The 24,163-nt window shown below is 49.2% G+C and carries 21 protein-coding genes; 19 read left to right on the forward strand and 2 right to left on the reverse strand.

Features of this window, described 5'->3' with window-relative positions:
- Positions 1-10: 10 nt before the first annotated feature.
- From ACKTT1_RS03485 to ACKTT1_RS03495, 3 genes are read left to right on the forward strand one after another with little or no spacing between them, the layout of a single operon-like run.
- Entirely contained in the window at positions 11-694 is a 684-nt protein-coding gene (locus ACKTT1_RS03485; RefSeq protein ID WP_369017519.1) for a rhomboid family intramembrane serine protease, read from the forward strand.
- Between the two features lie 34 nt (positions 695-728).
- On the forward strand, positions 729-1,169 hold the full coding sequence (locus ACKTT1_RS03490) for an HPP family protein (protein WP_412710220.1): 441 nt from the start codon (positions 729-731) through the stop codon (positions 1,167-1,169).
- A gap of 32 nt (positions 1,170-1,201) precedes the next feature.
- Positions 1,202-2,395 carry a phosphoglycerate kinase gene (locus tag ACKTT1_RS03495; protein WP_369017517.1) on the forward strand — a complete coding sequence of 398 codons (1,194 nt, stop codon included), beginning with the start codon at positions 1,202-1,204 and terminating at the stop codon, positions 2,393-2,395.
- Here the strand turns inward: ACKTT1_RS03495 and ACKTT1_RS03500 are convergent, their stop codons facing one another.
- Positions 2,396-2,854: a Mut7-C RNAse domain-containing protein gene (locus ACKTT1_RS03500; protein ID WP_412710221.1), complete on the reverse strand. Its 459-nt coding sequence runs from the start codon at positions 2,852-2,854 to the stop codon at positions 2,396-2,398.
- 44 nt (positions 2,855-2,898) lie between these two features.
- On the opposite strand from ACKTT1_RS03500, the gene ACKTT1_RS03505 reads away from it, so the two are divergent.
- Entirely contained in the window at positions 2,899-4,464 is a 1,566-nt protein-coding gene (locus tag ACKTT1_RS03505) for a ribulokinase (protein ID WP_412710222.1), read from the forward strand.
- A gap of 32 nt (positions 4,465-4,496) precedes the next feature.
- Here the strand turns inward: ACKTT1_RS03505 and purH are convergent, their stop codons facing one another.
- Entirely contained in the window at positions 4,497-6,047 is a 1,551-nt protein-coding gene (purH, locus tag ACKTT1_RS03510; RefSeq protein WP_412710223.1) for a bifunctional phosphoribosylaminoimidazolecarboxamide formyltransferase/IMP cyclohydrolase, read from the reverse strand.
- A 111-nt stretch (positions 6,048-6,158) separates the two neighbouring features.
- Between purH and rbsK the strand changes: the two genes are divergently transcribed.
- From rbsK to ACKTT1_RS03585, 15 genes are all read left to right on the forward strand, one after another.
- Positions 6,159-7,115: a ribokinase gene (gene rbsK / locus ACKTT1_RS03515; protein ID WP_412710224.1), complete on the forward strand. Its 957-nt coding sequence runs from the start codon at positions 6,159-6,161 to the stop codon at positions 7,113-7,115.
- On the forward strand, positions 7,102-7,767 hold the full coding sequence (locus ACKTT1_RS03520; RefSeq protein ID WP_369017512.1) for an MgtC/SapB family protein: 666 nt from the start codon (positions 7,102-7,104) through the stop codon (positions 7,765-7,767). Before rbsK ends, ACKTT1_RS03520 begins: the two co-directional genes overlap by 14 nt.
- Before the next feature lie 60 nt (positions 7,768-7,827).
- The gene (hisS, locus tag ACKTT1_RS03525; RefSeq protein WP_369017511.1) at positions 7,828-9,126 is read left to right on the forward strand and encodes a histidine--tRNA ligase; all 1,299 of its coding nucleotides are present in this window, start codon (positions 7,828-7,830) and stop codon (positions 9,124-9,126) included.
- Positions 9,096-10,865 carry an aspartate--tRNA ligase gene (aspS, locus tag ACKTT1_RS03530; RefSeq protein ID WP_369017510.1) on the forward strand — a complete coding sequence of 590 codons (1,770 nt, stop codon included), beginning with the start codon at positions 9,096-9,098 and terminating at the stop codon, positions 10,863-10,865. Before hisS ends, aspS begins: the two co-directional genes overlap by 31 nt.
- Before the next feature lie 232 nt (positions 10,866-11,097).
- Positions 11,098-13,041: a S1 RNA-binding domain-containing protein gene (locus ACKTT1_RS03535; RefSeq protein ID WP_369017509.1), complete on the forward strand. Its 1,944-nt coding sequence runs from the start codon at positions 11,098-11,100 to the stop codon at positions 13,039-13,041.
- Positions 13,038-14,075, forward strand: a complete 1,038-nt coding sequence (locus ACKTT1_RS03540; RefSeq protein ID WP_369017508.1) for an ExsB family protein — start codon at positions 13,038-13,040, stop codon at positions 14,073-14,075. Before ACKTT1_RS03535 ends, ACKTT1_RS03540 begins: the two co-directional genes overlap by 4 nt.
- Positions 14,032-16,650 carry an alanine--tRNA ligase gene (alaS, locus tag ACKTT1_RS03545; protein ID WP_369017507.1) on the forward strand — a complete coding sequence of 873 codons (2,619 nt, stop codon included), beginning with the start codon at positions 14,032-14,034 and terminating at the stop codon, positions 16,648-16,650. The genes ACKTT1_RS03540 and alaS overlap by 44 nt, the downstream gene beginning before the upstream one ends.
- Complete coding sequence (gene ruvX, locus ACKTT1_RS03550; protein WP_369017506.1) at positions 16,593-17,063, forward strand: Holliday junction resolvase RuvX; 471 nt, start codon at positions 16,593-16,595, stop codon at positions 17,061-17,063. The genes alaS and ruvX overlap by 58 nt, the downstream gene beginning before the upstream one ends.
- Complete coding sequence (gene mltG, locus ACKTT1_RS03555) at positions 17,041-18,027, forward strand: endolytic transglycosylase MltG (protein ID WP_369017505.1); 987 nt, start codon at positions 17,041-17,043, stop codon at positions 18,025-18,027. Before ruvX ends, mltG begins: the two co-directional genes overlap by 23 nt.
- A complete protein-coding gene (locus ACKTT1_RS03560; RefSeq protein ID WP_369017504.1) occupies positions 18,024-18,530 on the forward strand; it encodes a YqeG family HAD IIIA-type phosphatase in 507 nt (168 codons plus the stop codon). Before mltG ends, ACKTT1_RS03560 begins: the two co-directional genes overlap by 4 nt.
- A gap of 4 nt (positions 18,531-18,534) precedes the next feature.
- A complete protein-coding gene (locus ACKTT1_RS03565; RefSeq protein ID WP_369017503.1) occupies positions 18,535-19,386 on the forward strand; it encodes a shikimate dehydrogenase in 852 nt (283 codons plus the stop codon).
- A 50-nt stretch (positions 19,387-19,436) separates the two neighbouring features.
- Positions 19,437-21,134, forward strand: a complete 1,698-nt coding sequence (gene gspE / locus ACKTT1_RS03570) for a type II secretion system ATPase GspE (RefSeq protein ID WP_369019413.1) — start codon at positions 19,437-19,439, stop codon at positions 21,132-21,134.
- A 77-nt stretch (positions 21,135-21,211) separates the two neighbouring features.
- Positions 21,212-22,273, forward strand: coding sequence for a type IV pilus twitching motility protein PilT (locus ACKTT1_RS03575; RefSeq protein WP_369017502.1), 1,062 nt, complete (start codon positions 21,212-21,214; stop codon positions 22,271-22,273).
- A gap of 3 nt (positions 22,274-22,276) precedes the next feature.
- Positions 22,277-23,509, forward strand: a complete 1,233-nt coding sequence (locus ACKTT1_RS03580; RefSeq protein WP_369017501.1) for a type II secretion system F family protein — start codon at positions 22,277-22,279, stop codon at positions 23,507-23,509.
- A 67-nt stretch (positions 23,510-23,576) separates the two neighbouring features.
- Entirely contained in the window at positions 23,577-24,122 is a 546-nt protein-coding gene (locus ACKTT1_RS03585) for a type II secretion system protein (protein WP_412710225.1), read from the forward strand.
- Positions 24,123-24,163: the final 41 nt, after the last annotated feature.

Below are 24,163 nucleotides of genomic sequence, written 5' to 3' on the forward strand. Positions count from 1 at the left end.
TTTTTAGTGCATGATTCCGATTAGAGATGAGTTACCAACTCGTAGATTTCCTTACGTTACGGTTGCACTCATCATTTTGAATGTATTGTTCTTCCTGTACGAGCTAAGTCTGGGCTCCCGCCTCGAAGCTTTTGTTTACCAGGCAGGGCTGATTCCAGCAGTACTGTGGGGCAAGGTCCATTTCTGGACAGGTTTACCCTCCTACCTCCGGATTTTTTCCTCCATGTTCTTGCATGGAGGATTTGCGCACCTTTTTTTTAACATGCTCTATTTGTGGATTTTTGGTAACAACGTCGAGGATTTCCTGGGGCATTTTCATTTTCTCCTCTTTTACCTGAGTTGTGGTCTTTCTGCTGCACTGGTGCACGCTATACTCTTTCCCACCTCAACTGTTCCCGTAATAGGAGCGAGTGGGGCCATAGCTGGAGTTATGGGAGGATATCTGGTGCTTTTCCCTTACGCTCGGGTTATTGTCCTGGTTTTTCTTGGTTTTTTCGTCACTTTCATACGTGTTCCTGCTGCAACACTCTTGCTTTTGTGGATTTTTCTGCAGATAATGTATGGGGTTTTTTCCTTTGCTCTGCCCAATGCAGGGGGTGTCGCCTGGTTTGCCCATATAGGCGGTTTTCTGGTGGGAGCTCTCTGGTGTAAGATGATAGCGAGCAGTTATTACTATAAAAAGTTTTTCTGGTAATCTGGAATGATAAAATTAAAAGGGGGCAAAAACGGTGTTAGCTGAAGAAATTATGTCTTCAGAAGTTTTTACAGTAAACGATTTCGACCCGCTTTCCGAAGTGCTCCATTTTCTGGATCGCAGAAAAATCGATGGAGTGCCGGTTGTTGACCTGGAGCAGCGCCTGGTTGGATATTTTTCAGCCAAAAAATTCATGCAGTTAGTATCAGAAGAAGCCCAGAAAGAAGTAGCTTTGGGTAAACCGTTTTCCAGGTCTTTTGAAGAAGTGTTGAAGGAGTATGCTTCCAGTGAAATTTCAGAGTATATGATGGAAAATCCCGATTACTTGGAAGCCGATGAAGAAATCGATGATGTACTTGACTTTCTCATGAACACCGACATGGAAGTTGTTCCGGTTATAAAAGAAGGAAAAGTAGCTGGTGTCATTTACCGAGCTCGTTTTTTAAACGCTTTGCTCAAAAACAGGGGTAAGTGATTTATACTGAAAGATAAAAGGAGGTAGGAGGCATGAACAAAAAAACCATAAAGGACCTTAGCAAAGAGGAGCTTCAGGGTAAGAGAGTGCTGGTACGGGTAGACTTCAACGTGCCACTCAACGAAAAAGGAGAAGTTACCGATAATACACGTATTGTGAGCAGTCTGCCCACCATTAAATACTTGCTTGAAAATGGTGCTAAGGTTATACTGGTTTCCCATCTGGGAAGACCCAAGGGTAAAGTTAAGGAAGAGCTACGCATGGACCCTGTAGCCCGGGAACTGGAGAAGCTCCTGGGGAAGAAGGTGCACAAAGTAAACCAGTGCATTGGGGAAGAAGTGGAAAAAGCAGTAACTGAGCTGAAAGAGGGAGAAGTATTGCTCCTTGAAAACGTTCGCTTTTACCCTGAAGAGGAGGCTGGCGATGAGGAGTTCGCCCGCCAGCTTGCCAAACTGGCTGACATCTATGTCAACGACGCCTTTGGCACTGCCCACCGTGCTCATGCTTCAACCGCTGTGGTCGCTAAGTTTCTCCCTGCTTATGCAGGATTTCTTATGGAAAAAGAGCTTCAGGTGCTGGGTGAGAAGCTCAATAATCCTGACCGGCCATTCTTGGCCATCCTGGGTGGAGCAAAAGTCTCAAGCAAAATTGGTGTTATCCGGAAACTACTTGAGAAAGTCGACATCCTGCTTATAGGCGGAGGCATGTCCTATACTTTCATCAAAGCCATGGGTTATGAAGTGGGTACCTCTCTCCTTGAAGAGTCCATGATTGAAGAAGCCAGGAAAATCATGGATAAGGCAAAAGAGCTGAAGGTAACCTTTGAACTTCCTGAGGATTTTGTGGTTGCCCCGGAAGGCAAAGAAGGGGTGCCTACTCAAGTGGTAAAATGGAATCAAATTCCCCCTGACATGGGTGGCTTTGATATTGGTCCTGAAACCGTAGAAAAGTTCGGACGCTTCATAGCAGGAGCAAAAACCATTTTCTGGAATGGACCGCTGGGGCTCTTTGAAGTGGATGCATTTGCTAAAGGAACCATCGAAATTGCCAAAAAGGTAGCTGCAAGCGGTGCAGTTACCATTGTTGGTGGTGGAGACACCATCGCAGCAATTAAGAAAGCAGGGGTTGAGGATAAAATCACCCATATTTCAACTGGAGGAGGGGCATCACTGGAGTTTGTAGAGGGCAAGAAGCTTCCTGGAGTGGAGGCGCTTCTTGATAAGTAGTTATTCTGATTTGTTGGCTACGCACTGGCAGAGATGGGTAATCTTCTGCCAGTGCGTTCCTGGCCAGTATACCCTCTGACAGGAAGGGCATTGGGTAAACTTATCGAAACTTTGATATACAAAAAGAGGAATGTGTTTTTTAGCCTGGTCACGGCTGATTGGCACCAGCACTTCGTTGCAGTGGGGACAGCGTGATTCATCGAGCCTGGGAGACAATCCGAAACGTTCAAAAACCTCTTGAAGCTGTTCCTGAAGAGAAAGAGACTCAATAAGACACACCAGGTTTGGTTCCAGACGCTGCATCTCGCGGTCCCGAGTAAGGATGAATCTTTTCTCAAAGCGGGCAAGAGCTATTATTTTCTGATCGGAAAGATAGCGTATGTAAAGAGTATCGTAACCGCTGATCCTTAGCCATCGCGCCAGCTTACCCAGCATGCAGTCAACGATAAATTTAACCATAGCAGAATTATTATACCCCTTTTGGAGGGATGGGAGGTTTTAGAATGCCGGAAATTGGGCCTCCGTACTTTTTGGGAATTGTGGTTGGTACCCAAGGGCTACAGAGTGGAATTTTTGACCTGCGTGGCAACGTGGTGGCTATGTCCTTTTATTCCTACCCAGAGTATCACCCTCGACCTGGCTGGGCTGAACAGGACCCTCTCGACTGGTGGAAGGCAGCTCAAGACACAGTAAGGCGTTGCATTTTTGAGGGGGAAGTGCGCCCTGAGGATATTGCAGCCATCTCGGTTAGTGCTGTTTCCTGCACCGTCCTGCCAGTGGACCGCTTCGGTAACCCCAAGTATCGGGCTATCATGTGGATGGATGTCAGAGCTTTTGAGCAGGCAGAAAGGATTAACGCTACCCAAAACCCCATCTTACGTTATGCTGGGGGTCATGAATCCCCAGAATGGATGATTCCCAAAGCACTGTGGATTAAGGAGAACCTGCCCGAAGTTTTCACCAACGCAGACCTGATTGTAGAGTGCCAGAACTGGATGGTTTTCAAATTAACCAATCGCTGGGTTACTTCACTCAACAACGCAATTTGCAAGTGGAACTACTGCCCTACTGAAGGTGGTTGGCCAGTTTCCCTTTTGAGAGAACTACGATTTGAAGAAATTCTGGATAAGTGGCCCCGCGAACTCCTTGCAGTTGGGCAGCCAGTCGGAGAACTCACTAAGCACGCCGCGTACGAACTGGGTCTTACGCCTGGCATCCCGGTCATCCAAGGCGGTATCGATGCCTATGCTGCAATGGTGGGTCTCGACGTGGTACATCCCCAGCGACTGGCCCTGGTTATCGGGCCTTCTACCTGCCACATGGCTGTTTCCGAACACCCGATTTTTAGCTCCGGTATCTGGGGGCCATATTACGAGGCAGTAGTTCCCGGCCTATGGATTCTTGAAGGCGGTCAAAGTTCCACCGGTTCGATCATCAAATGGTTTGGAGAAAACTTTGCACCTGAAGAGTGCCGTGAAGCCTGTGAAGTTGGAGAAGACCTCTTTGTAGCACTGGACAGAATTGCCTCCCAGGTAAGCCCTGGTGCTGAAGGTTTAATTGTGATTGATTACTTTCAGGGTAACCGAAGTCCCTACCAGGACCCGCTGGCCAGAGGAGCCATATGGGGTTTGTCTTTGAGCCACACCAAAGCCCACATCCTGAGAGCGGTTTACGAGGGCACGGCTTTTGGTACCTACCACATCTTGGAAACCCTGGCCAGGGATGGTTTTGAAGTTCAGGAAGTCTATGCCAGTGGAAGTGGAGCAAAAAGCAAGCTCTGGCTCCAAATTCACGCTGATGTAACCAACATACCCATTTATCTGACCACTGTTGAGGAAACCAGCGTTCTGGGCACCGCGATTTTTGCCGCTTACGGGAGTGGCTTTTTTGAAAGTATAGCCGATGCCACCTTAAGGATGGTCAAAGTCTCTGGGCAGATTTATCCCAACCAGAATCACCATGAAATTTACCGTTTTTACTATGATAAATATGTCCGTAGCTATTTTGCTTTGCGGGATTTGATGCACGAGGTTTCAAGCAAAGAAGGAGGAAAACGGTTTTCTACCTGATGAGGGGTGTCCGGGGGACACCCCCTCCTGGTTCAGTGCTTAAAGTGCCGTATCCCAGTAAACACCATGGATATTCCCAGCCGATTGCAAGCCTCGATTGACTCCTGATCTCGTATAGAACCGCCGGGCTGAATGATAGCCGTTACACCGTATTTTGCTGCTTCCTCCACCACGTCTTTGAAAGGAAAGAAAGCGTCGGAGGCAAGAACCGAACCTTGAGTCTGATTCTGGGCTTTAATCACGGCTATTTTTAAAGCATCAATACGGCTCATTTGTCCTGCTCCGATGCCTACCGTCTGCTTGTTTTTAGCCAGGACGATAGCGTTGGACTTCACAAACTTGGCCACTTTCCAGGCAAAATAGAGGTCTTCCCACTCCTTTTCGGTGGGCTGTTTCTGAGTGACTATCTGAATTTTTTCTTTTTCAAGATCTATAGCATCAACGTCCTGAATCAGCAATCCACCATCGACCTTCTTTATGTCAAAAGAGGCGCTCTCGGCCAGAGGTGCTCTAAGGATACGGAGGTTTTTCCTGCTGGTCAAAATCTCGAGCGCTTCTGGTTCGAAATCCGGTGCAATAACCACTTCCAGGAACAGTTTTTCAAAAACCTGGACGCTTTCTGGAGTTACCTTTCTGTTGAAGGCCACTATACCACCGAAAGCCGAAACTGGGTCTCCTGCCAGGGCCTTTCTGGCTGCCGCAGCAAGGTCTGGGTCGGAAGCCACCCCGCAGGGATTGTTGTGCTTCACAATCACTACCGCAGGGTCCTGAAACTCCCGCACCAGAGCGAAGGCAGCCTGAGTATCGTAGAGGTTGTTAAAGGAAAGTTCTTTCCCGCCCAGTTGTTCCAAATGGTTCATAAAACCAGAAGTGTCAAAAGAGAGATCCTGATAAAAAGCTGCCTTCTGGTGGGGATTTTCACCATACCGAAGGCCTGCTTTCTTGGTCAAAAAGATATTCACATACTCGGGAAATTCGGCCTCTTCTTTCTGGGATAATTTGCTGAGGTAATTTGCAATCTGGCTGTCGTAAAGAGCAGTTCTGGAAAAGGCTTTTATAGCCCACTCGAGGGCCTTATCTTCACTGACCGCCCCGCCGTTTTTCTTCATTTCCTCTATCAGTTCCGGATACTGGTTTGGTGAAGAAACAGTGACCACATAGCGATGATTTTTGGCTGCTGCCCGCAGTAGGGTAACTCCCCCAATATCGATTTCTTCAACCACCTTTTCCAGATCTTTTTCCTGAGAGGCAATCATTTTTTCGAAAGGATACAGATTACAAACCACCAGATCTATGGGCTGAATGTTATGCTTTTGAAGGTCTTCTACATCCTGAGGAAGCTCTCTCCGAGCCAGAATACCGCCTTCAACCGCTGGATGCAGCGTTTTTACCCTTCCTCCCAGGATTTCCGGAAAGCCAGTTATTTCGGAAACCTCTTTTACTGGAATTCCCATCTCACTGATAAACCTTGCCGTACCACCAGTAGCTATAAGCGTTACCCCCTGGTTGTACAAAAAGGCAACCAATTCTTGAAGACCACTCTTGTCAGAGACGCTCAACAGGGCTGTTTTTATGCGGATCACCGTTTTACCTCCTTTGAGGGATGGTTTTTGCAACATTGAAATTGTAAAATAAAGAAGCTTTCTTGAAAAGGTTAGTGGAGTGAAACAGGGCAGGAAAGGAGATAAACCAAAATGGTAAAACCGAGAATCCTGGTGGTAGGCAGTATGAACATGGATATGGTCCTTGAAATTGAGAGGATGCCTGCTGCTGGAGAAAATCTTTTCGTAAGAAAGTTTTCCATGCATCCAGGGGGAAAGGGCAATAACCAGGCCATTGCTTGTTCGAGATTGGGTGGCATAGTGCGCATGGTGGGGAAGGTAGGCAACGATGACTTTGGGGAGCGGTTATTGCTTAACCTGGAACAGGAAAATGTGGATTACTGCTTTGTTTTCAGAGAAGAGTTGGTGCATACCGGTTTGGCTTTCATTTTTGTGGAGGAAAATGGGGAAAATCGCATACTGGTTGCTCCTGGAGCCAATATGGCACTGAGTTGCGAGGACCTGGAACGTACAACCCACCTTTTTAAGAGTTCTGATTTCTTACTCCTGCAGCTTGAAGTTCCCCTTGAGGTGGTGAAAAGGGCTATCGAGATAGCCCATGAAATTGGCTTGCGAATAATCCTTAACCCTGCCCCTGCCCAGCCTTTCCCGCTTGAGATACTGGGACCTCGAGATATCATCACCCCTAACAAATACGAAGCCGAAGTGCTGAGTGGAGTAAAAATTGAAGTAATTCAAGACGCTATACGAGCTATTAAACTCCTTGACGAACGATGTCCCTCCTGGAAGGTGATCACCCTGGGGGAAATGGGAGCCGTTGCCAGTTACCAGAAAGACAGCTTCATCTATCTACATCCCAGAAAGGTAGAGGTCAAGGATACCACTGCCGCTGGCGATGCCTTCAATGCAGGGCTGGTGGTGGGAATTGCCCAGGGCAAAGAATGGATTGAAGCATTGCTACTTGCTAACAATGCTGGTGCCATTGCCTGTACCAAGATAGGAGCCCAGAGTGCACTACCTTATTTACGAGACATTGAGCGTTTCGTGAGCAAGAACGGAAGAGGTGAGTTTGAAATTGTTAACCTTTGATATGTCCTGGGGGGAGCAGGGAGACATTGTCTTACGGCTTTTTGCAGCCTTCTTAGCTGGAAGCCTAATTGGCTTCCAGAGGGAACGAGCGGAAAAGCCAGCAGGCCTGAGGACCCACATCCTGGTTTCGGTAGGATCCTGCGTGATGACCCTGGTTTCGCTTCTGGGTTTTACGCGCTTTGGCTCTGATCCTGCTCGCATAACTGCCCAGATTGTAAGTGGAGTGGGCTTTCTGGGAGCAGGAACGATTTTTCGCTATGGCTGGGGGGTAACTGGCCTGACGACCGCTGCCAGCCTTTGGGCAACCTGTGGCATAGGCATTGCTTTTGGCTCTGGACTGTACTTTCTGGGCTTTACAGGTACTGGGTTTGTGATCTTTACCCTGGCTGCCCTCCGTTATCTGGAAAGCTTCCGAAAAGGGATAACCTACCTTTCCATGCGTCTTTTAGACCGTCCAGGTTCCCTGGGGGCGGTAGCCTCACTACTTGGCAAACTCGGGGTGGACATCAAAAACGTGGAACTCAAAAAGGGAGAAGAAAAAGATTTGGTGACCTGTATTATGGGAGTGCATATCCCACCCCACTTCGCGGTTGAACAAATGGTGGAGTCATTGCAGGAGCTCGAAGTGGTGAGAAGGATTGAGGTGCGTTGATTGAAAAAGGGGAAAGTGTGCAATACAATATATAAATCCCATTCTGGCGAGTGAGAGAAGATGCAAAAAGTACGTGCGCCTAAAGGAACCAAAGACATTCTGGGTGAAGAAATCCGTATCTGGCATTTTCTGGAAGAAACGGTTCGTGAAACTGCCCGTTGTTTCAGCTATCAGGAGATTCGGACTCCAGTGTTCGAACATACCGAGCTTTTCCAGAGAAGCGTTGGCGAAGCAACCGACATAGTGCAGAAGGAGATGTATACCTTTCTCGATAAGTCTGGCCGAAGTCTCACCCTGAGACCCGAGGGTACTGCAGCAGTAGTGCGGGCCTATGTTGAACACGGTTTTCACGTGAAAAAACCCCGGGTCAAGTGGTACTACCTGGGGCCCATGTTCCGTTATGAACGGCCTCAGGCGGGAAGAATGCGGCAGTTCCATCAGTTTGGTTTCGAAGCCATTGGTTTTGCCGGCCCCGGTGCGGACTTAGAAATTATACTGATTGCCTGGTTCATTTGTCAGCGTTTAGGTTTACCCCAGCTTTCTTTGGAAATAAACAGCCTGGGATGCCCTGAATGTAAAGGAAAATACCTTGACGAACTGATAAAGTTTTTGCAAGAGCATAGTCAGGAGCTCTGCGTTACCTGCAGGGAGCGCGCACAACGCAACCCTTTGAGAGTGCTCGACTGTAAAAACGAAGGTTGCCAGAGGGTTTTTTCCAATCCTGATTTTCCAGTTATCCAGAATTTTCTCTGCGAGAAATGTGCGGAACACCAACGAAGAGTTGAGGAAGGGTTGAGAAAGCTCCAAGTGCCCTTTCAGGTGAACCCCCGATTGGTGAGGGGTCTTGACTACTACACACGCACTGCCTTTGAAGTGAAAAGTGGTGAATTGGGTGCTCAGAACGCAGTGATGGGTGGTGGTCGCTATGACGGCCTTGCTGATTTCCTGGGAGTAAAGGGTGTAGCTGGTGTGGGCTTTGCAGCAGGTATGGAGCGGTTAGTTCTTTTGTTATCGGATAAAAAAAGCGTGTTTGAGGAAAAAGGTCCCCTGGTTTATCTGGCTCCGCTTTCTCCTTCAGCAGAGTCCCAATGCTTACGGCTTGCCCTGAAGCTTGCCGACTTGCACGTTCCCTTTTACCTTGGTGAAGCAGAGCGCAGTCTCAGGGCTCAGCTCAAGGAGGCCCAGAATGCGGGAATCCGTTTTGTGGTTCTTTTGGGCGAAGATGAGGAACAACGTGGAATCTTTTCCCTGAAAGACCTGGACCGGGGAATCCAAGAGGGATATTCTGAAGAAGAGCTTTTAAGCTTTCTGGAGAGGGAGAGAAGAAAATGTTGCGTACACACACCTGTGGAGAGCTGAGAAAAGAAGATATTGGAAAAGAAGTTGTTCTCTGTGGCTGGGTTAGTAGATTACGCCATCACGGTGGAATTGTCTTTATTGACTTGAGAGATCGCTATGGGCTGACTCAACTGGTGGTGAACTCCCAAGACCCTGCTTATGAACAGGCCGAAGAGCTCCGGATTGAGTACGTTGTTCGAGCTTTTGGAGTAGTCAGAGCAAGACCTGAAGGAATGGTTAATCCCAACCTTCCTACCGGCGAGATAGAGGTAGCAGTTAATCGGCTGGAAATCCTTTCTCAATCTCAGCTTCCCCCTTTTGAAATAGAAAGCCGCAAGGAAGTTGACGAAGCTTTGCGCCTGCGCTATCGATATCTTGACCTGCGCAAAACTAAAATGCAACGGAATCTTTTGCTCCGACATCGTGCTGCCTGGGCAACCCGTAATTTTTTGAGCTCCGAAGGTTTTGTAGAGGTGGAAACTCCCTTCCTCACCCGGAGCACTCCGGAAGGAGCCCGCGACTTTCTGGTGCCCAGCCGCTTGAACCCCGGTAATTTCTACGCTCTTCCTCAATCTCCGCAGCTCTTTAAACAGCTCCTGATGGTTGCCGGCATGGACCGCTACTTTCAAATTGTGCGCTGCTTCAGGGACGAAGACCTGAGGGCCGATCGCCAGCCCGAGTTCACCCAGATAGATCTTGAAATGTCTTTCGTAGATCGAGAAGATGTACTCTCGGTGGTAGAACGATTGATGGTAGAGCTTTTCTCCCAAACGCTTGGTGTATCGCTTTCCATTCCTTTTCCCCGACTGAGCTGGGAAGAAGCCATGGCAAAATATGGCTCTGATAAACCAGATTTGCGCATTCCATTGTGTATTGACAACCTGAATGATCTCTTTCAGGAAGAAGAACTTCCCGGTCAAAAAGAGGATAATGCAGATAACTTCTTAGTGGCAGGGATATTTTTCGAATCCTGGCAGCAGTTTTCGCGCAGGTTAGCTGATGATTTTTCAGAGAGAGCCCGGGAGAGAAAAATCCACTTCAGCTTTTTCCGAAAAACCCCTGAAGGAGTCAGCTCACCACTTAAAAAGAAACTTTCTCCTTTCTGTTCTGAAAAGATAGAGCAGCGTTTCTGCTTTGGAGAAAATTCGGTTTTGCTTCTTGCCTGGGGCAACAGGGAAAGGGTCCTGGAATTTTTGGGAGAAATCAGGGTAGAAGTGGGACGCCAACTGTTCCCGGTGTCGGAGAAGGAATTTTCTTTCCTCTGGGTGGTGGATTTTCCGCTCTTTTTCTGGAACGAAGAGGAGAAGCGCTGGGACTCCAGTCACCACCCCTTTACTTCTCCTTTCGATGAGGATATACCACTCCTTGACGTTGATCCTGCCCGGGTTCGTGCCAAGTCCTACGACCTGGTCCTCAACGGCTACGAGATTGCTTCAGGAAGCATCCGGATTCACCGGCGGGATCTTCAGGAAAAAATTTTCAGGTTGCTCAACATTGGGGAAGAGGAAGCTAAACTAAAATTTGGCTTTTTGCTGGAAGCCTTTCAGTATGGATGCCCTCCTCATGGGGGGATTGCCGTGGGTTTCGATCGACTGGTTATGCTTTTGTGCGGAGAAAAATCCATCCGAGAGGTTATTGCTTTTCCCAAAACCCAGAAAGGAGTGTGTCTGCTTACCGACTCTCCGGCACCGGTTTCTGAAGAACAGCTGGAGGTGCTGGGGATTACTTTGCGGGATACTTGCAATTTGAAAAGAGGTTAGTATTGTGCTATTATTTAGGTGTGAAGTAAACGGATTTGGCCCTGCTTTGCAGGTGATGCCAAAAGAGGCTTTGACCCAACATCCTTGTCTTGGGAGCTTATCTTCGGGTAAACCGTGGTTTGCCCGAGGGGCACCCACTTTTTTGAGGGCGAGGATCAAAGCAGTTGGCACACCGCAAAAGCGGGGCCATAATTTGTGATAGAGGGAAATCGGAGGAAGGAGAGTGTGTGGTGTGAGTGAAGAAAAAAGTATGGACCTTTTTAACGAGAACCTCGAGAATGTCCGCCCCATTAAAGTAGGTGAAATCCTCAAGGGCAAAGTCATCAAAAAAGGAGAAGAAGGCTATTTCGTTAACATAAATTACAAAGCTGAGGGGATTCTTCCTTTTTCTGAAAAAGCCCTGGGAAGAAGCGGTGAAGTCAAGCACGAATTGCAAGAAGGAGAAGAAATATGGGTTATGGTAAACCGCATTGATGAACAGGGCTATGTCTGGCTTTCCCGGGAACGTGCCCGCTACCAGGGTGCCTGGTTTGATATAGAGGAAAGTGTGCGTGAACAAAAACCCCTCCAGGCCAAAGTGGTGCGCAAAGTCAAGGGAGGGCTCATTGTTGACATTGGTATCAATGCTTTTCTTCCCGCCTCCTGCATTGACGTCGTCCCGCAGAAAAATCTGGATGAGTGGATAGGCAAAACTCTGGAAGTGAGGGTAATTGAAGCGGATCGCAAAGCCAGGAATGTAGTGGTTTCTCGTCGCATAATCCTTGAAGAAGAGGAGCGACGGAGAAAGCAGGCCCTTATAGACTCCCTTGAAGTTGGACAAGTGCGTAAGGGTGTGGTAAAGAACATCACCAGTTTCGGTGCTTTTGTGGACCTGGGAGGTCTGGATGGTTTGCTGCACGTTTCGGAACTTTCCTGGGGGAGAGTGAACAAAGTTGAAGATGTGCTCCAGAAGGGCGATGAAGTAGAAGTCAAAGTTATTGCCTGGAACCCTGAAAAAGAGGAAGTCTCCCTGAGCTTGAAAAGGTTAACTCCGGACCCCTGGGATAGCATCACTGAACGGATAAGCCCTGGAGATATTGTGAAAGGCAAAGTGGTTTCCATGCGTGATTTCGGCGTCTTTGTGGAAGTCGAAGAGGGAATAGAGGGTCTGATTCATGTTTCAGACCTCTCCTGGAGTTACGTACGTCACCCTCGAGAAGTGGTCAAGGTGGGCGATGTCGTCGAAGCACGAGTGCTGGAGATTGACCCTGAAAACCGCAAGCTTTCCCTGGGCTTGAAACAAGTTTTCCCGGACCCCTGGGAAAACATTGATGAAAAATGTCCCCTGGGAAGCACGGTAAAGGTTCGGGTTACCAAAATCACGCCCAGGCGTGCCCTGGTTGAAGTTGAGGAAGGCATTGAGGGTCACATTCCACTGGAAGAACTCTCCTGGAAGAGAATCACCAGAGTTAACGAGGTTGTCAGGAGAAACCAACTGGTAGAGGCGAAAGTCATCGATGTGGACCGGGAGTCAAGGCGGGTTACCTTTAGCATCAAGCAACTGCGCCCCAATCCCTGGGAGGAAGTGGCCCGTAGATGGAAGGTCGGCGACATGGTAGAAGGGAAAATTCAGCGCTTGATGGGATTTGGTGCTTTTGTTGAGCTTGCCCCCGAGGTTGAAGCGTTATTGCCTCTCTCTGAAATTGATTGGGAACCGGTAAAACACCCAGGTCAGGTCTTAAAGAAAAACCAGAGCCTCCAGCTCAAGATCATAGAGTTTGTCCCCGAGGAGCAAAGAATCGTGGTTAGCCGTAAGGCCCTGCTTCCCGACCCCTGGGAAAGGGTAAAAAGCAGGTATCCGGTAGGAAGCATCCACGATGGCAAAGTAGTAAGACTGGTTGATTTTGGCGCCTTTGTGGAACTGGAAGAAGGATGGGACGGTCTGGTCCACATCTCCGAAATTTCTGAAGAACGCATTTCTTCCCCAGCCGAAGTGCTTTCGGTCGGTGAAAACGTTCGGGTGAAGGTTATCAAGCTGGACGACCAGGAACGCAAAATCGGGTTGAGCATTAAGCAAGCCCAGAAAGAAGAAATGCTGACCAGCAAAGAGGAAACCTCTGCCCAGGATGGAAGAGTGACCCTGGGAGATGTTATTGGAGAAAAGCTGAGCTCTATCCTCAACAACCTTCGTAAATGATGCTGGATAAGGAACGTTCTTCGCTTTTTAAGCTTTTTAGTTCGGTCAAGGAAGAACTGAAGAACGTAGCTTCCTCTTTCGAAAAAGTGGTAGTTGCTTTTTCGGGGGGCGTAGACAGTACACTCGCCCTGTTCATTGCTATCTGTGCGCTGGGCAGAGAAAAGGTTATTGCTTGCACCGTAGACTGGGGTAAGTACTTACCCTCCCAGGCAAGAAGGAATGTGGAAGCGTTGGTTCGCGAATTTGGAGTAAAGCAGGTATGGATTGACGGAGAAAAAGATATTGTCTCTGTGGCCCGGGGAGGTCCTGCTTGTAACCGCTGTACCCGTAAAGCCAAGTTGGGCAAAATAAGGGCTCATTTTGGTGAAAAAGTGCTTATCGTGGGAGGGTTTAACCGCAGCGACAGCTGGGGTATGCGGGGAATCAAGTTTTTTAACGGCACCTTTTCGCCGCTTTTTCAGTTTGACAAGACAACGATCCTGAAACTTGCTCATTTTCTGGAAATTCCAATTCTGCGCATTGGAGAAAACGAGCAGCGAGAAGGCTGCTTTCTGAAACACCTTTTAAAACCCTTGGCTTCGGACTTCCATGGTAGCGCTGTGGCCAAGAGTAATGCCTACCTTTTGAACACCCTGGAGCGCTCAAACTTTCATGCCCGAATAGCCAACGTCAAAATCATCGGCACCCTTCGCAAAAACATCGCTCTGGTGAACCTTTCACCCTCTCCACCCCCCACCCTGCGAAAAACACTGGATGCAAACCTGCGGGCAATTTCGGAAGTTGATGAAATTTTCTGGGTGGAAAAACCACTCACTCTGGTAGCCAGAGCAAATCCTGGCCAGTATAATAACGCTGAGGCTCTCTACTGGATAGAGCGGGGGAAACTGCAACCAGACTTTGTGGTTCCCATAACAGTGCGATGGTTACCATCCACCAATCGGCGCTTGAACACTTTTCAGGTTGTGGACTTCGAAGAAAGGCGGTCGAGCTATGAACAGCAACCAACTGAGGCAGCTGTTTCTATCCTTCTTTGAAGAAAAAGGACACCGGGTCCTTCCCAGTGCTTCCCTGATACCAGATGATCCTACTCTCCTTTTGACCATAGCGGGTATGGTTCCCTTCAAACCTTTCTTCCTGGGTAAAAAAGAGCCCCTGTATCCGCGCGTGTGCACGGTCCAAAAGTGTGTACGGGTGAGCGATCTGGACAAGGTGGGCTTTACCAGGCGCCATCATACTTTTTTTGAAATGTTGGGCAACTTCTCCTTCGGAGATTACTTTAAGAAAGAGGCCTGCATCTTTGCCTGGGAGTTCCTGGTGCACAGGCTGAAGCTGTCTGAAGAGAAACTCTGGGTTTCGGTTCACGAAAAAGACGAAGAAGCTTTTCACATCTGGAAGGACGTGGTGGGGGTACCTGAAGAGAAAATCGTCCTTCTGGGGGATGAGGACAATTTCTGGGCCTCTGGTCCCGTGGGTCCCTGCGGTTACTGTTCAGAAATCTATTTTGACTTTGGAGAGAGGCTTTCCTGTGGGAAGCCAGAGTGTAAACCCGGCTGCGATTGTGACCGCTATCTTGAGGTCTGGAATCTGGTATTTATGGAATTTGACCGACAGAGCGATGGCAGCTTGCGTGAGCTCCCTCGCAAAAACATTGACACCGGAATGGGGCTGGAGCGCATTGCCTCGGTGGTGCAGGGAGTAGACAGCAATTTCGAAACCGATCTTTTCCTACCCATCATCGAAGAGCTCAAGAAGCGGAGCGGACTTGATTACCATTCTTCTACTCTTCCTTTTTTTAGAGTAGTTGCTGACCATGTGCGGGCAGTTACTTTCTTGATTGCCGACGGAATTTTTCCTTCCAACGAAGGCAGAGGCTATGTCCTGCGCAGGTTGATTCGCAGAGCCTATCGCTATGGCAGGAAGTTGGGACTTGAGAAGCCTTTCCTGTATGAACTGGTCTTCAAAGTTATTGAAATAATGAAGGATTTTTACCCAGAGCTCGTTGATAAATCACGCCTGATTTCTCAGGTAGTTTTTCAGGAAGAAGAAAAGTTCGACCTTACTCTGAAGTCAGGGCTTTCTCTGCTGGAAGAGATGGTGAGCAAAGCCAGAAAAGAAGGGCTGAAAACAGTTTCAGGTAGGGAAATATTCAAGCTTTACGACACCTATGGTTTTCCAGCCGATGTGGCTCGGGAAGTGCTTCAGGAAGAGGGCCTGGACTATTCTGATGAAGAGTTCAAGCAGGAAATGGAAGCCCAGCGCCTGCGGGGCAAAAAGGCTTTCCAAGAAAAAGAACAGGCACTCAGGGATTACAAAGCCCTTGAAGAGGCGCTTGGTTCATTCAAAAGTGAATTCACAGGCTATGATAGCCTGGAAGGGGAGAGCAAAATTCTGGTTTTGTTGAGCAAAGAAGGCTTCTGTGACCAGGCTGCACAAGGAGAAGAGGTTTTTCTGGTCCTGGAACGGACTCCCTTTTACCCGGAAAAAGGTGGTCAAGAATGGGATACCGGCTTTATCATTGCCCCACAGGGGTTGGCAAGGATAAATAGGGTTTTCTTGGTGGGGGAGTCCTGCATTGTCCATCAAGGACGGGTGGAACGAGGCAGGCTGCAAGCGGGCGAGGTGGTGGTTGCCCGGGTTGATTCCCGAAGAAGGAGAATGCTGGCTATTCATCACACCTGCACCCATCTGCTTCACCGGGCGCTGCGCAATCTGCTTGGAGAACAGGTTAAACAGGCTGGTTCCTGGGTAGGTGAGCAGGGGTTGAGGTTTGACTTTGCCCATTTTGCTCCCCTCACTGAGGAGGAAATCAAAGCGGTGGAAGCAGAAGTCAACGCAAAAATTTTTGAAGACCTGCCAGTTGTGGTGAGCTATACCACCCTGGAGGAGGCCCGCCGGAGTGGAGTGATTGCTCTTTTTGACGAGAAATACCAGAAAGAGGTACGGGTAGTGCGGGTTTTGGGGTACTCTGCAGAACTGTGCGGAGGAACACATCTTACTCGAACTGCTCAAGCTGGCCTTTTTCGAATAATTTCTGAAGGAAGCATAGGTTCTGGCATACGCCGTATAGAAGCTGTAGCTGGTCCACTGGCTCTGGAAAGGTTCCAAAAAGACGCACAATTGGTAAAATCGCTTAAAGAAGCGGTTGAAATCGATGAATCGCAACTTCTTGATAAAGTGCAGGGGTTACTCGAAGAGAATAAGCAGCTTAAAAAGGAGTTAACTCAGTTTAAAAGACAGGCAACAGTGGACCTCGTTCGCCAGAAAATCCTGGAAAGCAAGGAACGGGTATTTTCCCATCTCTTTAGCGACGCCTCCTTGGATATCGAAACTCTGCGTCCAGTTTTTGATGAATTACGAGACCAGCCTCTTTCCCGGGTGGTTGTTTTGGGGATGGAAAAAGAGGGTCGAGTTCAGGGTCTGGTGGGCACCACCGGACAATTAGTAAGGAATCTGGACCTTAAAAAGCTGGTCAAAGAAGCCCTCAAGGTTTCCGGGGGTGGGGGAGGAGGTCGACCTCACCTGGTCCAGTTTGGGGGTGTACCCCGGGACAAATGGGCAGCGTTCGTGGAGGAACTGTGCAGGCTGGTAAACAGAGAATCCCCAGAATAATGGCTATCGACTGGGGAACCAGGCACCTGGGCCTGGCTTTCAATCGGGGCAGCAACTTTGCTTTTTCAGGGGGAGTCTTGGCTGGAGGCACTCTCCAGGAGACGGTCTCCAGAGTACTTGAGCAAGCCCGAAAAAACCAAATTGAGCTTATCGTGGTGGGTTTTCCGCTGCGGCTGGGAGGAGAGGAAAAGCGGGAGGCCAACCTGGTGAGAAAGTTCCTGGAAAAGCTAAAGAAAGAGTTTTCCGGAGAAGTGGTTCTCCTCGATGAGCGTCTCACCACCAAAGAAGCAGAACGTAGGCTACTCGAAGCGGATCTTTCCCGTAGTCGGAGAAAAAAAATCATTGACCAGCTTGCAGCGGTTATCCTGCTTGAAACCTACCTTAAACGCTATGAAGTCAAAAACCGTTCTTGAGCTCTCCCTTTTGTGGATAATATGTGTTCTGGTCTATCTTTGGTTTTACGCTGACTTTTCCGAAGGGGAAAGTTTTAAAGAGGTGCTGATTCCCAAAGGGCTGTCGGTGAGGGAAATAGCGCTTCTTTTGAAAGACGAAGCAATCATTCGAAATCCCTGGCCTTTCCAGGTCATGGCTGGTTTGGTTGCTCCCCGGGGACTGCGTGCTGGGAGTTACCTCCTAAAACGAGGAATGCCCCCTGCACAACTCGTGGAAATACTTACCAGGGGTGAACAGCTCCTCGTTAAGGTTACCTTTCCAGAAGGCTTCACTTCTCAGCAAATGGCCCAGGTGCTGGAAGAAAAGGGGATTTGCTCCAAGGAAGAATACCTCTCTCTGGTTGATAATCCTACCCTTTTTGATCGGGAGTGGTTGAAAGGACTCTCTTCCTTAGAAGGTTTTCTTTTTCCAGATACCTATTTTTTCTCAGTGCCCGCTTCCCCTCATCAGGTCATCGAAGCACAGCTTGAGCGCTTTGAAGAAACTTTCCTGAGAGAACATTACTGGAAGAGCGAGGCCCCGCTTCCTTTGCAGGGCCTGGTTATCCTGGCCTCACTGGTAGAGCGGGAAGCCAAAGCTGCTGAAGACCGTCCCCTGATTGCTTCTGTATTCCTGAACCGCCTGCAAGCCGGCATGAAGCTGCAATCCTGTGCCTCTGTAGTTTATGCTCTGTATAGGGAAAAGGGGGTCTGGGTTGACCATCTAACGCTTGAAGATTTAAAAATCAATTCTCCCTTTAATACTTATCTTTCCAAGGGGCTTCCTCCCCAACCTATTTGCAATCCGGGTCTTGCTTCTTTGCTTGCAGTACTTTATCCTGAAAAAAGCGACTACCTTTACTTTGTGCTCGGTGAGGATGGTCGGCACCGTTTTTCTCGTACTTACAGGGAACACCTTGAAAACCGGGAGCAGGTTACCCCATGAAGTCTCTGTTTCGCAGATGGCTGCCGGACCTTTACGTAAGAAAACTTTCTGATATTCCTCTTGATGCACTGCGCAAAAGAGGAATAAAAGGTTTTATTCTGGACCTTGACAACACCCTGGTGGCCTGGAATGGATACCAGCTTTCTCCAGATACCGTTTCCTGGATGCAACGGGTTAAAAACCTGGGCTTTCAAGTGTACATTGTTTCCAACGCTCTACCGCGGCGAGTCCGCTACTTTTCTGAAAAGCTTGAGGTTCCGGGAATCCATTCTGCACGCAAGCCACGCCGTCGTGGATTTCGGGAAGCGCTCAAAGCTATGGGCCTGGAACGCTCAGAAGTGGCAGTAGTAGGGGACCAGGTGTTCACTGATGTGTGGGGCGGGAATCGGATGGGTCTTTTTACCATCCTGGTCATTCCGCTCAACAAAAAGGAATTTCTTTTGACCCGCCTGGTCCGCAAAATAGAGAGATGGTTACTCAAAAAGCACTGGAGGAAAGCATAGTGCCATGCGGATAACGTCAGAATTTTCACTGCTTGCGCTCCTGGGACATCCTGTCCAGCATTCCCTTTCTCCTCTTTTTCAAAACGCTGCGCTCCAGAAACTGGGACTTCCCTATGTGTACCTTGCTTTCGATGTTGCTCCCGATGATTTAAAAGATGCGCTCTATGGCTTGAAAGCGCTGGGATTCAGGGGTGCCAATCTCACCGTGCCCCATAAGGAACTGGCAGTGAATTTTATGGATAGCCTGCATGAGCATGCTGCGTTGCTGGAAGCAGTGAACACCGTGGTAAACGAAAACGGAAAGTTGGTCGGCTATAATACTGATGTAATAGGTTTTATGAAAGCCCTGCACAAAAATGGGGCACAGCTTGAAGGCAGAGAGGTACTTCTCTTGGGAGCCGGAGGGGCAGCCCGAGCAGTGGCCTGTGCACTGAATGAAGTAAAGGTTACCAGAATATGGGTTGCTAACCGTAGCTGGGAAAGAGCCAGGCTTTTTCTGGAGTGGTCTCGCAAAGCTCTCACCTGTCCGGTGGAGAGTCTAAGCTGGACAAGCCTTTTTGAACAACCAGATAAAGAACCAACCTTCAGGGAGATTTATGCTATAATCAACGCAACGGCACTGGGCTTAAAAGGTGAGGAGATACCCCTTCCCTGGGGATATCTTTCAGGCCTTCACTGGGTTATAGACCTTGTCTATGGCAAGAAAGGAACGCCGCTTGTGAAAAAGGCAGAGGAGAAAAACATCAGGAACTTTGACGGAAGGGATATGCTGATTTTTCAGGGAGCGGAAAGCTTCCGATTGTTTACTGGGCACCAGGCCCCGCTTGATGTGATGTTCGGGGCACTCGAAAGCTAAATGCCGAAGGGGGTTTCTGTTTGGCTACCAATCACACACAGCTTCCTTCCCTGAATTCGCGAAAACTGGGTGAAATACTGGTTGAGCGGGGCAAGATAACCCCTCAGGAGTTGCAGGAAGCACTAACAATTCAGAAGGAAACCGGCGAAAAGCTGGGTGAAATTCTCCTCAGAAAAGGCCTGGTTACGGAACGAGACCTTTTTGACGCCCTTGCCCAGCAACTGGGAGCTCCCTACGTGGACCTCAGCAATTACCTGATTGACCCCAAGGTGGTCGCCCTGCTTCCCGAAAAGTTCTGCCGCCAGCACAAAGTGGTTTTGATAGGAGAGGAAAACGGTACTTTGCTTTTGGCCATGGCTAACCCTGTGGACGTGGTAGCCATTGACCGGGTAGAGATGATGACCCGTCGTAAAGTGAAACCCCTTATGGCTCCCGCAGAAGATATTGAAAGAACCATAAACACCTATTACGGCATCGGAGAATCGGTTGAAGAGATTGTGAGGGAAGTAGAAGATGAGGGTGGAGCGCTTGCTCTTTCTATGGATGAAGAGGAAATCCGCATCGACCAGCTCCGGGCCTTGGGTGAAGAAGCTCCTATCGTGCGGGTGGTCAACATGATCATTCTCCAGGCTATCCGCAGTGGCGCCAGCGACATTCACATTGAGCCCCAGGAAGAGAAAGTGCGCATTCGCTTCCGGGTTGATGGTATTCTTCGGGATGCAACCTCCACCTCGGTGAAAGTCCACCCCGCCCTGGTCTCCAGGGTGAAAATTCTGGCCCGGATGGACATCGCCGAGCGCCGCCTGCCCCAGGACGGCCGCTTCCAGGTAATGGTTGACAACCGGGCTGTCGATTTCCGGGTATCCTCGCTTCCCACCATTTACGGCGAAAAAATCGTGATGCGCATTCTTGACAAATCTGCTCTGGTTCTGGACTTAGACCGCCTGGGTTTTGAACCTGAAGAACTCGAAAGGTTTTATCGGATTATCCAGTACCCCTACGGCATGATTTTGCTCACCGGACCTACCGGAAGTGGAAAAACCACTACTCTGTACTCAGCGCTCAACTTTATCAACAAACCCGATTTGAACATAATCACCATTGAAGACCCGGTAGAGTACCGCCTGGAGGGTATTAACCAGGTACAGGTAAAACCCCAAATTGGCCTCACCTTTGCCAACGTTTTACGTTCCATCATGCGTCAGGACCCTGATGTCATCATGGTGGGTGAGATTCGGGACCGCGAAACGGCTGAAATAGCGGTTCACGCAGCGCTCACCGGGCACCTGGTTTTCTCCACTCTGCACACCAACACTGCCTGTGGAGCAGTAATCCGGCTTGCTGAGATGGGTGTAGCCCCTTACCTGATTTCTTCAGCCCTGGTTGGTGCCGTGGCTCAGCGCTTGGTGCGCAAGATATGCACTTTTTGTCGGATACCTATTGAGGTGAAAGGAGAAATTGCTCGGGAAATAAGCGAGGGTGAAGAGAGCGTGGTCACCGTGTATCGAGGCAAGGGTTGTTCTCGCTGCAACCAAACCGGCTACCGAGGCAGAGTAGCAGTGAGCGAGGTCTTAGTCATGGACGAAGAATTGCGGCAGATGGTGCTTTCAGGAGTCACCGAGCGGGAGCTTGCCCGCAAGGCGCAGGAAAAGGGTATGCGTACCTTGAGAGAAAACGCCCTGCGCAAGGTCCGCGCAGGTATCACCACCATTGAAGAGGCTTACCGGGTAACCGGCAATTTTCTGTAAAAATTTCTTTGATTCGTTCGATTGCCTCTAAAGTTTTTTTCCTCTTTACCGATATATAAAAGAGAAGAGGATACGCTATGGATATTATTGAGCTTTTGAAAGAGGTAATTGAGCGGGGAGCTTCAGATTTGCACCTTACGGTGGGAAAACCTCCCACTTTTCGGATAGATGGGAGGTTAATTTTTTCTGACCATCCCCCTTTATCTTCCCAGGATACCGAGGAAATGGCTCGCTCGCTCCTTGACAGCAAGAGATGGCAAAAGTTTGTGGAGGAAAATGAGCTTGACTTTTCAACCGGCATTCCCCAGGTGGGACGTTTCAGAGTGAACGTTTATCGCCAGCGCGGCTCCTGTGGTCTGGCAATACGTGCTTTGAGTTACCACATACCCTCCATGGAGGAGCTGGGGCTTCCGGTCTCTGTTCTGCAAAAGCTGGCTTCCCTTCCTCGGGGGCTGATTCTGGTTACCGGACCCACCGGAAGCGGAAAGTCCACCACTCTTGCTTCGATGATTGACTACATCAATTCCACTCGCTCCTGCCACATCGTTACCATCGAAGACCCGATTGAATACTTGCATGCCCATAAAAAAAGCCTGGTCAACCAGCGGGAAGTTGGCTCCGATACGCCGTCTTTTGAAAGTGCCCTGGTCCATGCCCTGCGCCAGGACCCCGACGTTATACTGGTTGGGGAAATGCGTAACCTGGAAACCGTAAACATCGCTCTCCAGGCGGCAGAAACCGGGCACTTAGTCATGGCCACTCTGCACACTAACAACGCCCCCCAGAGCGTTGACCGCATCATAGACATTTTCCCTCCTCACCAGCAACTCCAGGTGCGGGTTCAGCTGGCAAGCTGTATCCAGGGGATAATCTCCCAGCAGCTGCTCCCCCGAGCAGATGGTAAAGGCAGAGTGCCTGCCTGTGAAGTGATGATTGCCAACAACGCTATCCGCAACCTGATTCGCGAAGGTAAATCCTACCAAATCTATAGCGTTATGCAGACCAATCGTGCTCAAGGCATGATAACCATGGATCAGGCACTTTTTGAACTTTACCAAAAGGGGTTAATCACCTGGGAAAGTGCGCTGGAGCGGGCAGTTGACCCCAAGGAACTCTTGCTCTGGAAAGGTGGCAAGTAAAAGATGCCGAGTTTTGTGTACCGGGCACGGGATTTTTCAGGCAAGTTAATCGAGGGAAAGCTTGAAGCCCAGAGTGAGCGGGAAGTGGCAGCAGTCTTGCGGGAACGAGGATATTTCGTGACCGCCATTCAGGAGGACCGTCCCCAATTCCTTCAGAAAGAAGTGCGCCTTTCTCTGGGAACGCAAAGAGTGGGCTTAAAAGATCTTGCTCTCTTTGCCCGGGGTTTGGCAGTAATGCTTGAAGCTGGAGTTCCTCTTCTTTCGGCTCTCTCCAGCCTGGCCCAGCAAACCAGCAACCGCTCTTTTGCCACGGTCATCAGGGATATCGCCTCCAAAATCGAGCGGGGCTATTCCTTCTCTCAAGCAGTGGCTGAACACGTGAATGTCTTTGGAAGGGTGTTTTTGGGCATGGTGCGCTCGGGGGAAGCAGGAGGAAGTTTAGACAGCGCCCTTTCCAGTTTAGCCGATTACTTCGACTGGGAAAAGGACCTGCGCGATAAGGTGCAGTCAGCTATGTATTATCCGGTGATTCTTCTTGTGGCCATGATTGCCGCTTCCTTTTTCATGGTTTACTTTGTGTTTCCCCAGTTTGTGATGCTTTTTGAAGGCCTGAACATTGAGCTTCCTCTACCCACGAAACTGCTGCTTTCTATGGTTCGCTTGGTGAACACTTATTGGTATGCAGTGTATGGGGGTTTGCTGGGAAGCTTCGCTTCTTTTCTGCTTTATGCCAAATCTGAGCGAGGCAGGAGGTGGTGGGATAGAAAAAAACACCGTTTAATGCTTTTTGGAGAGCTCTTTCAAAAGCTGGTTTTGTCCAGGTTTTCCTGGGTGTTGAGCGGGCTGTTGCGAAGTGGTATGTCCATGGTGCAGGCCCTGGAGGTCACTGCTGAAGCCGTCAGCGACTACTATGTGGCTGATATCCTGCGCGAAATTGCCTCAAAAATCCGTCAGGGAAGAAATCTCACCCAGAGCATGGGTGATTACTCTTTCTTCCCCCCTTTGCTTTTGCAAATGGTCAGCGTGGGAGAGGAGTCGGGAAACCTGGAGGCCACCCTCAAGCGGGCTAATGAACTGTATGACAAGGAAGTGAAGATTTTTGTAGAGCGGCTTTCTACCATGATTGAGCCAATTCTCACTTTGATTGTGGGAGTGGGAGTTTTCTTCATAGCACTGGCTTTCTTCATGCCCATATTCGAGATGGCTTCCCAGGGGATGCAAAGCAGTGGCTTTTAATGATGGCAAGAAATTTTATCCTGAAAGTTTAGAGATAAGCGTGAAAATCAACTGGAGGTGAAAAACCGTGTGGAGTGTGATCAGAAAAAAGCAGCGCAAAAAAGGTGAAGAGGGTTTCACTCTGATTGAGCTCATCGTGGTGGTAGCCATTTTAGGATTCCTGATGGCTATAGCCATTCCCCGTTACCTCACCGCTCGATTGACTGCTGCTCAAAGCGCGACCAAAGCTAACCTGCATAGCTTAGCCAGCGCCTTAGAACTTTACGCAACTGAAAACAACCAGACCACGTATCCGGCAGCCGCTGATGTAAAGAACTGGCTGGATGACTATATTGCTCAGGCACCCACACCGCCAGCGGGAGGCAATAATTACGTGTATGCACCCCTTGACAGCAGTGGTACACAAACCGGCACTTTTACCAGCTTCGTCATCTGGGATCCCAACTCTTACGGTGGCAAGTGCTATGCTGTGGGCCCAGCTGGCGTGATTGGAGAAGGGGCAATTGATGAGGATGGTGAAACTGTAAATGACGCCATCGTAGAAGCTATCAACGCAGCAACAGGCCTTTCGTTAACCGCATTACCAACCACAACTCAAACCCTCGACTGGTAATCCTTTTCCCCAGAAAGCCCTTGGGCTTTCTGGGGAGCCCC

The organism is Atrimonas thermophila, assembly GCF_045864955.1.
GTDB lineage: Bacteria > Atribacterota > Atribacteria > Atribacterales > Thermatribacteraceae > Thermatribacter > Thermatribacter velox.